This is a genomic window from bacterium, assembly GCA_030247525.1.
GTDB lineage: Bacteria > Electryoneota > JAOADG01 > JAOADG01 > JAOADG01 > JAOTSC01.
This window is the reverse complement of record JAOTSC010000117.1, coordinates 1-10,700: the sequence shown is the minus strand read 5'-3', so window position 1 is coordinate 10,700 and position 10,700 is coordinate 1. Positions and strand designations below refer to the sequence as shown.

Sequence of the window (10,700 nt, the reverse complement as noted above, 5' to 3'; positions counted from 1 at the left end):
ACATAAGCAAAGGAAACCCGCTCAAATTCAATTGCGCCGGAGAGTCGAGTTACCGGTTGAGGATTGGCAGGGGAGACAATGTCGAGCGGTTCGTCCAAAACACCGAAGACACGCTCAGCACCAGTAATCGCTGAAAGTAAGGTGTTAAATTTTTCAGTTAAATCGCGAATCGGGCGAAAAAACCGTTCACCGTATTGCAAAAAGGCAACGAGCGAACCGATGGAGAGCCCGCCGTAAAGGATACGGTAACCACCAGTTAAAAGGGTTCCGGCAATCGCCGCAGTGGCTAATATATCGACGATGGGAAAGAATACTGCGAAAAAGAAAATCGTTTGGAGTTGGGCTTTTTTCAGATCAGTCGATATGACACTGAATTGCTTGGCATTCACCTTTTCTCGGCGAAAAAGCTTGACCACTTTGCTGCCGGTAACCGATTCCTGTAGGTAAGTATTTGTGTTCGTGATTTCAGTGCGCATTCGCCGCATCGATTCGCGGACATGTTTACGAAATACGAGCGACGACGCAATTAGGACCGGTCCAATCGTAAGCGTAACGAGTGCTAACCGCCAATCGACGAAAAACAAGACGATGAGGATGCCGACCAATAGCAGGATATCGCCAGCCAGACCGACCAGCCCAGCGTGAAATAGCTCCGCCATCGCCGCAACATCGGAAGTTACCCGGGTCATGAGTTTCCCTACGGGATTGCGGTCGAAAAACGCCAATGAGTGATTTTGGAAGTGGGTAAAGACTTTTTTGCGAATATCCCACACGATGCGTTGTCCGTACCCGCCAGAGATTTGTCCTTCGGCATACCGCAGTAAATAACCGATGGATGTAAAAACAAAGTAACCGATGACTAACCATTTCAATTGAGCAAAATCGCGATTAGGAATCGCCTCGTCGATGGCTTTCCGGGTGAGCAATGGGCCTACTAACTCCAATGCCGTACCTGTGAGCATACAGAATACGCCCATTGCAAACCCCCATTTGTAAGGTTTGGCGAATGGGAGCAGTCGCTTGAGCAGCGACCAGTCAATGGCATTTGGTGATTTTAGCTTAGACATACGGTTTCGAATTCTCGTAATGTTGCTGTTTTATCATTCGATTGTTTTTCTCAGACAGGATTGTTTGATTAACAATTCGGGAGGGTGTGGTTAACCCAAGTAAAAACCACTTTTTGGTAATGATATTGCCACGTCACTACGGATAAAAAAGGTTACGGTCAGCCTACCTCGCAAAGACAAGGGCGAACTCAAAGTTCGCCCGTAACAAGTATTACGGAGCGTGGACAGATATCCACGCTGACAGGCATCACGAGCGTTAGTCAAATCACTCTTGTAGTAAACGTTCGCTTTGTTCTGTAAACGCGTGCTATGAATGCCAGCACCGGGTCGATGAGTATCAACCACAACAACAACGAGTAGTTATAACCACGCTTGCGGAGATTGACAAATAAAGATCCTACCCAGTTTGCATTATGTGTTTGATAGGTATAATGTGCCTTTACTCACAATACCCAACGGTTTTCCAGTTAATGTCTTCCCATGGAACGGTGTATTCCGGCTCCGGCTTTGTACTGCGAATTTATCGACTGACCAGCTAAGACCCGGATCGAAAATCGTTAAATCGGCGATATTGCTGACCTGAATACTATTCGATGGTAAGTCCAAAACTTCGCGTGGACCCTTCGTCAGTTTTGCGATGGCCTGCGAAAGCGTAATCACACCAGTTTCCACCAATTCGGTGATTGCGACTGCGAAACAGGTTTCTAATCCGAGAATTCCGAACGGAGCGTAATCGAATTCGACTTCTTTCTCTTCCGGGGCATGGGGGGCGTGATCGGTGGCAATACAAGTGATTGTACCGTCGCGCAACCCTTCATGGATCGCTGAGACATCCTGTGCCGAACGCAAGGGCGGATTCATTTTCAAATCGGTGGAAAACGACTCGATGGCAGCATCTGTAAGCGATAACGCGAAATGGTGCGGGGTCGCCTCAGCGGTTGCTTTCACGCCACGACTGCGCGCCTCACGCAACAACTCGACACTCCGCTTCGAAGATAGATGACAAATATGAACGGGACAGTTGACATACTCCGCCAGTAGTAAATCGCGGGCAACCATCACATCTTCCGCGACGGTGGGCATGCCACTCATTCCGAGGGTGGTACTCCAGACCCCTTCGTTCATCACCCCTTTGTCAATCAGGGTTTGGTCTTCGGCATGACTAAAGAACTTGATACCGCAACCAGCACCGTACTCCATAATCCGGCGAACGACCCCGCTGTTTACGACTGGCGAACCGTCGTCGGATACCGCTTTTACGCCAACCTGAGCAAGTTCGACTAATTCGGTCAACTCTTTTCCTTTGCGTCCTTTCGTTGCCGCCGCGACGACGCTAAGAAATACGGGGTGCCCGGCCGCCTTATCCAATAGCCACTTCACGATTCCGGCATTATCGAGGGCAGGATCGGTATTCGGCATACAGGCGACTCCAGTAAAACCGCCGACCATCGCCGCATTCAAACCGGTTTCGACATCTTCTTTGTGCTCAAAGCCCGGTTTGCGGAGGTGGACGTGCAAATCGAACCAACCGGGCGACTAGTACTTGCCTTGTAAATCAATGGTATGCTCAGCAGAACGAGCATCGGCATCAGCGCCAATTGCAGCGATTTTACCCTGCTCGATATACACCGAACTTTTCACTGTTGCATCGGATTGATACGGATCAACGACTTGAGCATTCGTAAGAAGCAGGGAGTCCGCCGGGATTTTTTTCCAATTGCCCGGTAAACTGAATTCAAAGTTAGACATGTTGTATCCCCCGGCAGAGTAAAAAGAGGATCGCCATCCGTACGGCGACGCCATTGGTGACTTGTTCCAAGATTACGCTATGTTCGCCATCGGCGACATCGTGATCGATTTCGACCCCGCGGTTGATGGGGCCTGGATGCATAATGGTTAACGGTTTTTTCGCCAACGCTAAACGACGTTTGTTCACACCGTAATGTAAGCGGTACTCACGAATCGACGGGATTGCCGCACCCGCCGCCCGCTCGTGTTGGATCCGTAGAATATTCAATGCATCGCTATTCTCAATCGCTTCTTCGATTCGGTCATACACGATGATACCCAAATCCTCAATAGCGCGCGGTATCATCGTCTTAGGACCACAAACGGCGGGAATCGCACCGGCGGTCTGCAGGGCAAAGAGATTCGACATAGCGACGCGACTATGGGAAATATCGCCGACCAGCGTTACGCGCAAACCTTCCAAGACATGAAACTTCTCCCGTAAGGTGTAGAGGTCGAGCAGCGCTTGAGTGGGGTGTTCGTGAGCGCCATCGCCGGCATTGATGACCACGCTGTTGATCCGGTCGGCGAGGAACCATGGCGCTCCGGGGGCGGAATGGCGCATCACGACGGCATCGATTTTCATCGCTTCGAGATTACGAATCGTATCGAGCAGGGTCTCGCCTTTTGATACACTGCTACCACCGGCGGCAAAATTCAAGACGTCAGCTCCTAACCGCTTCTCAGCCAATTCAAAGCTGATACGAGTGCGAGTCGAATTCTCAAAAAAGGAATTGACGACTTGTACGCCGCGCAAGGTAGGCAAATTCCGAACCGGACGTTCCAACACTTCGCGGAAGGTGCGGGCGGTGTCGAGATACAAGAAGAGATCGCGTCGGCTCATCCCGCGAATGCCAAGTAAATGGCGACTGACCGGGGTTGCAGTGGGAAGCGGAGTCGTTTCCATATTAGTTCTCCTCCTGCTTCTTAAGGACGACTTCGTCGATGCCATCGACTTCCAACATCTTGACTTTTACTTTGTCGTCAGCATTGGTGGGAAGGTTTTTCCCGACATAATCGGCGCGAATCGGCAACTGACGATGGCCGCGATCGACTAATACCAGCAGTTGAATGCGCTTCGGACGACCGAAGCTCATTAACTCGTCAATGGCAGCGCGAATCGTCCGTCCGGTGAACAACACATCGTCGACGAGGATAATGTTTTTATCGTTGACTGAAAAAGAAAGCGAATTTCCCTGTGGAACTTCGCTTTTTAGTGTAGTGCGATAGTCGTCGCGAAACAGCGTAACGTCGATGTATCCGAGCGGTACTGGACGCCCTTCGATTTCTCCGATGAGTTTAGCCAATCGGTTTGCCAGTGGAACGCCGCGGGTTTGAATTCCAACAATTGCAATTTCACCCGAGTTTGCATTTTTCTCGATGACTTCGTGTGCGAGCCGCCGGACTGTGCGTTCGACCGCTTGGGCATCAAGAATGGTGTTTGCCGCCATACCCGTCTCCTTTTTATAAAAACAAAATGCGCATCGGAGGCGATGCGCATTCAAAACGGAAACGCGTATCGCCTCTTGGTACCCTCACGGGAGTACATTAAAGAGGACTGATGTCAGTAGTTGTGTTCAATCGAATCCAACCACTCGCAACATGCTCAGACAAGATTGTCCAAGCTACTGGATATGCTCAGACATGATTGTCTGAGCTACAAAAATCAACTGCTTAGGACGCGGCCATGTTCGTCGTAAGCGAAGAAACCTCGTCCAGTTTTCTTGCCTAAGTTACCTGCTCGCACCAGCTTTTTCAAGAGCGGACAGGGACGGTACTTTAAATCGCCTAAATCGCGGAACAATTGTTCGAGCCAAACTAATACTTCGTCGAGCCCGATGGTGTCGGCCAGTTGCAACGGACCGATATTCAAACCGTAACCAAGCCGAAGTGCGGTATCAATTCCTTCAGCCGAGGCAACTCCTTCCATTAAAGTGTACATCGCCTCGTTGAGCATCGGTAAAATGACACGGGTGGTTACATAGCCGGGAGACTCGTACACTTCGACAACTTGCTTTCCTAATCGTTGGGCAAACTTCTGAACGAAAGCGAAAGTTTCCTGACTGGTTTTTAAACCACGAACAATTTCGACAACCGGCATTTTTGCGACCGGATTCAAGAAGTGCATTCCGATACAATGGTCTGCGCGTTGTGTGACCGAAGCAATTTCCGTCAGCGATAAAGTCGACGTATTGGAAACAACTATTGCATCCCCTTGCAATAGCGCATCGAGCTTTCGAAACAACAATTTCTTGGCATCAAGCGTCTCGACAATTGCTTCGATGACAACATGTTCGTTCGCCAACGCATCGAGGTCGGTATTTCCTTTTATGCGAGCGAGAATTGCCCGTTTGTCCGAATTCGTCATTCCCCAGCGCGAAATCTCGAAATCGAGTTCGTCGCTTAACGCTTTCAAACTCCGTTTGAGCGATTCGTCGTCCTGCTCGATCAATACAACGTCGATTCCTTTTGCCGCCGCCGTCCAAGCGATCCCGCGACCCATCAAACCGCCGCCGATTACACCGATCCTCCCCAAGGTACCCGGTGTCACTTCTTCTGTCTGTACTTCCGGTACAACCCCCAGGATGTCCTTCAGTGATTCCGCCATTACTATTTACTCCTGAGTAAGAAATCGCAAACGATCTTGCGAACTGATTTGTCGAGAAAAACAGCAACGTCTCGGTTGGGAAACATCTGTTCTTCAATCGATCCTGCGACGAAAGAGAAGTTATTGAAAATATCCAAAATCTTTAAAAAAGAAATCGGTTTCGATGATGCCGTTTTCCACCGAATCGCTGCCGTGTACCGCATTCGCTTCCATCGATAATGCAAATAGCTTGCGAATTGTGCCGGGTTCAGCATTGGCTGGATTCGTCGCGCCGATGACTTTTCGCCAATGCGTTACCGCCTCTTCCCGCGCTAAAGCTACAACAACTACCGGACCTGAAGTCATGAACTTCACCAACGAACCGAAAAACGGACGTTCGGTATGAACGGCGTAAAACGCTTCAGCTTGCGCTTGCGTTAATTGTAATGCCCGAAGCCCTAAAATCTTGAAATTCTCCCGCTCGACAATGTGGAGAATGTCCCCGACATGGTTGCCCGCAAATGCGTCGGGTTTGATAATACATAACGTACGTTCCATACCTGATTAACACCTTTGTTTATTGTGAGCGTTATACGAATCAATCAGACTTCATATAACGCTCAGATTCTTAATACTACTATTCAGTTTGTGAAGACTGTCTTGCAAGATAGACCGAAAAGCCCACTTCTATTAGTTCGAGGGAACGTAGACCGGTCCTTCTTTCAGCATCTTTTCGCCCCACTCGAGACCGATGCTCAATGCTTTGAGATTGAGCTGCTCGGTACCCTTTGGAGCATTTTTCAGAACCGCTTTCCGGATCGAATCCTCTTCAACGACTTTGGACATTGCGACCATTGCGCCTAGCGCAACGACCGAGGACATCACCATCTTCCCGACTTCCTTTTTCGTCAACGCAATAATCGGCATCGCATAAACTTTCGCCGGAGCTTTCGCGTAGTTGTTCACCAGTGAAGGCTCGATTAAAATCATTCCTTCCGGTTTGGTGTCGATTACGTAACGGTCGTATGCGCGCTGCGACATGCTTAAAAAGAAGTCGAGCAAATCACTTTGCGGATAGATAATTTCCTTGGTGTCGATGATGACGTCGACTTTCGTCGCGCCACCACGCACTTGCGGGGTGTACTGCGGCGATTGCACTGCTTGTAGTCCTTCGTAGAACACTGCAGCATCAGCTAAAATTGCACCGGCAAGGATAACGCCCTGACCGCCGACTGCACCAAATCTCACTTCGTAATGGGTCCAGTCTCTCATGTTACGCTCCCTTCTTCGCAGCTTGCTTGGCAAGTGCGCGTTCGCGTAACCGCTCGTATTCGTCGGTGTATTCGGGTCGATTCGCTTTGTACAATTCACCGACAACAAATTTTCCGACCAACTCTTCCGGCGACATTTTCTCGGCTTTTTGTAGCGCGACTGTGCGATCTTTGATATCGTCAATCATCTGCCACGCATCCGGCATCCGGTTTCGCCGTCCGAATTGGGTGTGACAATTCGCAATCACTTCGATGACTGAGAAACCGTGATGGGCAAGCCCGTTTCGGATCAAGCGTTCCATCATGACGCCATTGGCAACAGTGCAGCGGGCAACGTAAGTAGCTCCCGACGCTTTTGCCAACTCGGCGACATCGAATCCCGGTTCGATATTTCCGTAGGGTGCAGTCGCCGCATAGGCTCCCTGTGGCGTCGTCGGGGAGAATTGACCGCCGGTCATGCCATAAATATGATTATTTACAATTATAACGGTGATGTCGATATTACGTCGACAGGCATGGATGAAGTGATTGCCACCGATAGCTAAAGTGTCACCGTCGCCCGCCATCGAAACGACATGTTTATCGGGACGCACCATTTTGATACCGGTCGCAAATGATAACGCTCTGCCGTGTGTTGTGTGCAGCGTATTCGCTTTGGTGTAACCGGTTATCCTCGACGTACAACCGATGCCGGAGACCATCGCGATATCTTCGTTCTTCCACCCGAGTTCGGAAAAAGCTTTGTAGAGCGCCTTTGCGACAATACCGATTCCGCAACCCGGACACCAGAGGAACGGCATTTTCTCCATACGAATATATTGACCATAATCGAAACTCATTTTGCCGCCTCCCGGATTGCCGCTAACACTTCGCGGGGATGAATCGGAACTCCACCGACTTTGTGGACTCCACGGATATCAAACTTAGGACCGAGAACGCGACGAACCTCCAAAATCGATTGTCCGAGATTCATTTCGGGAACGATAATGGTTTTCATCTTACCCAGTTTTTCGTTGATAGCGCGATCGGGGAACGGCCAAATTGTTAAAGGTCGCAAGAGGCCTACTTTGATTCCTTCGGCTCGAGCACGGTTAACGGCATCCATCGCCGCACGACCTGAAGTACCGAAGGCAAAGATACCGATTTCTGCATCGTCTAACTGAAACTCTTCCCACTTCTCGATCTTGTGAATATTCGCATCGATCTTTCGATGTTGCCGCACTTGATCTTCATGTACTAAGTCGGGATTGTTTGAGGGAAAACCGGTTCGGTCATGCGAGAGTCCGGTGACGTGAAAATTGTACCCTTCAAAATAATTCGCCATCGGCGGAACATCGCCTTTACTAACATCGTAGGGGTAGTACTCATCAGGTGGAACCGACGGCGGAATCCGGTCAATGATTTCCAACTCGTCGGCGGAAGGTAACGCCAAACCGGTCGACAAGTGACCGATCACTTCATCGAGTAAAAGCAGCACCGGCGTACGAAACTGTTCCGATAGATTAAAGGCACGGACGGTTTCAGTAAAGATTTCCATCGGGAACGCGGGCGTCAATGCGATAATCGGATGGTCGCCATGAGTTCCCCAACGGGATTGCATGATATCGGATTGCGATGGTGCTGTAGGCAATCCGGTCGAGGGTCCACCGCGCATCACATTCACAATTACTACCGGGACTTCCGCGATACAAGCAAATCCGATATGCTCTTGTTTCAGCGAAATTCCTGGTCCGGACGACGCTGTTAACGACTTCGCACCAGCCAACGAGCCGCCGATCACGGCACCCATTGCAGCAATCTCGTCTTCCATTTGAATAAAACTGCCACCGTTTAGCGGTAGTAATTTTGACATTTCGGCCGCGATTTCCGAAGATGGTGTAATCGGATATCCGGCGTAGAATTTGCACCCCGCAGCGATTGCAGCGTGAGCGACAATTTCATTTCCTTGATAGAACCGTACCGGAGTTGGCACGCTCCCCTCCCCAAGCTCTGCGTTTTGTTATCGGTCATGCGCATTCCTATACAATAGAAAGACGTTTCACCGTTGAATAAACGCGGTTCGTTGACTAAGCCTTGACTGCAGCTTTCTTTTCTTTCACCGAAAATACGCGAATCGCAAAATCGGGACATTCGATTTCACACAGCATACAAGCGGTGCATGCATCCATATTTACAACTTCGGCGAGTGAACCTTCCCATTTATCGGGTGCGTCCACCATTACGAGAACATCTTTCGGACAGACTTCCGCACAAATTAGACACCCTTTGCAGAGCGGCGCATCAATCGTGATCCGGGTGTTCCCATCGGTTGTTACCCATTGCTTTACTTTTTCCATTCCACCCCCAAAATCATTCCAATTTGTTGATCGTGCCTTGGACTGGGGAGCCCATCGGAACGATGAAAGTGTTCTTTTACTACCAACGAGTCATTGCTGTTTATACCAGCGCTTCCTTCATAGTTTCACCAATCGATGCCGGTGTCGGACAGACATGAATGCCGGCCTCTTTTAACGCCGCCATCTTCTCTTGGGCGGTTCCTTTACCACCACTGATAATGGCGCCCGCGTGTCCCATCCGCCGTCCGGGTGGCGCGGTTTGTCCGGCGATAAAAGCTACCACCGGTTTTTTACAATGCTGCTTGAGCCATGCCGCAGCTTGCTCTTCGGCATTGCCACCAATTTCGCCGATTAATACAATGCCTTCGGTATCGGGATCGGCATTGAACAATTTCACGATATCAAGAAAAGGACTGCCGATAATCGGATCACCACCAATACCAACGCAGGTGCTTTGACCCAGCCCGGCTTGCGTTAGCTGGTGTACCGCTTCGTATGTTAAAGTACCGGAGCGGCTGACTAAACCAATTTTTCCCGGTTTATGAATGAAGCCCGGCATGATGCCCATTTTCGCTTGCCCCGGGGTGATCACTCCCGGACAGTTGGGTCCGACAAGTCGTGATTTCGATTGATCCAAGACATGCTTCACATGAATCATATCGGCAACCGGTATGCCTTCGCTGATGCAGACAATCAATTCGATCCCAGCGTCGATGGCTTCCAAAATTGCGTCTGGAGCAAATGCTGGCGGCACGAAGATCACTGTCGCTTGCGCTCCGGCATTGCGAACTGCGTCATACACCGAATGAAACACCGGCTTTCCTAAGTGAGTTGTCCCACCTTTACCGGGAGTAACTCCACCAACAACATTGGTGCCGTATTCGATCATCTGTTCGGCATGGAAGGTCCCTTCCTTGCCGGTGAACCCTTGGACGATGACTCGGGTATCTTTCGTTAACAAAATCGACATATCTTCTAATCCCCCTTACCGGCCACTCGCCGCAGCGACAACTTTTTCGGCGGCATCCTTGATGTCTTTTGCCACGATGAAATTCAAACCGGATGCCGCTAACATCTCACCGGCTTCCTTGCTGTTGGTACCTTCCAATCGTACAACAACCGGTACTTTCACGTTTTCCGATTTCACGGCTTCGACCACACCTCCAGCAACCCGGTCGCACCGGACGATACCGCCGAAGATATTGATAAGAATCGCTTTTACGTGGGGATCGCTTAGAATAATTTTGAAACCTGCCGATACGGTCTCTTTGTTTGCTCCACCGCCGACATCGAGGAAATTCGCAGGCTCGCCGCCGCAGTACTTGATGATGTCCATCGTACCCATTGCAAGACCGGCGCCGTTCACCATACAGCCAACCGAACCATCAAGTTTGATGTAGTTGAGATTAAACTTCGATGCCTCAACTTCAGCAGGCTCTTCTTCGGTTAAGTCGCGCATCGCGGCATACTCGGGATGGCGGTCTAATGCATTATCATCGAAATTCAATTTGCAATCGAGGGCAATGATTCGTCCGTCGGCAAGTTGCGCCAACGGGTTGATTTCGGCAAGGGAAGCATCGGATTTGATGTACATCTCATAAAGTTTCGACAAGAACTTGGTTGCCTGTTTATGCGGTTCACCGCTCAATCC

General features: G+C 50.0%; 12 protein-coding genes and 1 pseudogene. All 13 read right to left on the bottom strand.

Going from position 1 to position 10,700, the window contains the following annotated elements; all coding sequences use genetic code 11:
- Positions 1-1,067: ABC transporter ATP-binding protein (locus OEM52_10785; protein ID MDK9700618.1), on the bottom strand; the 1,067-nt coding region annotated here is incomplete at its 3' end.
- Positions 1,068-1,478: 411 nt separating this feature from the next.
- Positions 1,479-2,588: pseudogene (locus OEM52_10780) on the bottom strand (dihydroorotase).
- 15 nt (positions 2,589-2,603) lie between these two features.
- Positions 2,604-2,816 (bottom strand): hypothetical protein, encoded by a 213-nt coding sequence (locus tag OEM52_10775; protein MDK9700617.1) that lies wholly within the window; start codon positions 2,814-2,816, stop codon positions 2,604-2,606.
- Positions 2,809-3,762 carry an aspartate carbamoyltransferase catalytic subunit gene (locus OEM52_10770; GenBank protein ID MDK9700616.1) on the bottom strand — a complete coding sequence of 318 codons (954 nt, stop codon included), beginning with the start codon at positions 3,760-3,762 and terminating at the stop codon, positions 2,809-2,811. The genes OEM52_10775 and OEM52_10770 overlap by 8 nt, the downstream gene beginning before the upstream one ends.
- 1 nt (position 3,763) lies before the next feature.
- Complete coding sequence (gene pyrR / locus OEM52_10765) at positions 3,764-4,306, bottom strand: bifunctional pyr operon transcriptional regulator/uracil phosphoribosyltransferase PyrR (GenBank protein MDK9700615.1); 543 nt, start codon at positions 4,304-4,306, stop codon at positions 3,764-3,766.
- Between the two features lie 215 nt (positions 4,307-4,521).
- Positions 4,522-5,463: a 3-hydroxyacyl-CoA dehydrogenase NAD-binding domain-containing protein gene (locus OEM52_10760; GenBank protein MDK9700614.1), complete on the bottom strand. Its 942-nt coding sequence runs from the start codon at positions 5,461-5,463 to the stop codon at positions 4,522-4,524.
- 120 nt (positions 5,464-5,583) lie between these two features.
- Positions 5,584-6,000 (bottom strand): nucleoside-diphosphate kinase, encoded by a 417-nt coding sequence (gene ndk, locus OEM52_10755; protein MDK9700613.1) that lies wholly within the window; start codon positions 5,998-6,000, stop codon positions 5,584-5,586.
- A gap of 132 nt (positions 6,001-6,132) precedes the next feature.
- A complete protein-coding gene (locus OEM52_10750; GenBank protein MDK9700612.1) occupies positions 6,133-6,714 on the bottom strand; it encodes a 2-oxoacid:acceptor oxidoreductase family protein in 582 nt (193 codons plus the stop codon).
- 1 nt (position 6,715) lies between these two features.
- The gene (locus tag OEM52_10745; GenBank protein ID MDK9700611.1) at positions 6,716-7,552 is read right to left on the bottom strand and encodes a 2-oxoglutarate ferredoxin oxidoreductase subunit beta; all 837 of its coding nucleotides are present in this window, start codon (positions 7,550-7,552) and stop codon (positions 6,716-6,718) included.
- Entirely contained in the window at positions 7,549-8,685 is a 1,137-nt protein-coding gene (locus tag OEM52_10740; protein ID MDK9700610.1) for a 2-oxoacid:acceptor oxidoreductase subunit alpha, read from the bottom strand. The genes OEM52_10745 and OEM52_10740 overlap by 4 nt, the downstream gene beginning before the upstream one ends.
- Before the next feature lie 94 nt (positions 8,686-8,779).
- Positions 8,780-9,049 carry a 4Fe-4S binding protein gene (locus OEM52_10735; GenBank protein MDK9700609.1) on the bottom strand — a complete coding sequence of 90 codons (270 nt, stop codon included), beginning with the start codon at positions 9,047-9,049 and terminating at the stop codon, positions 8,780-8,782.
- 100 nt (positions 9,050-9,149) lie between these two features.
- On the bottom strand, positions 9,150-10,019 hold the full coding sequence (sucD, locus tag OEM52_10730; GenBank protein ID MDK9700608.1) for a succinate--CoA ligase subunit alpha: 870 nt from the start codon (positions 10,017-10,019) through the stop codon (positions 9,150-9,152).
- Between the two features lie 15 nt (positions 10,020-10,034).
- Positions 10,035-10,700 (bottom strand): succinate--CoA ligase subunit beta (sucC, locus tag OEM52_10725; GenBank protein ID MDK9700607.1); only part of this gene is annotated, 666 nt, incomplete at its 5' end.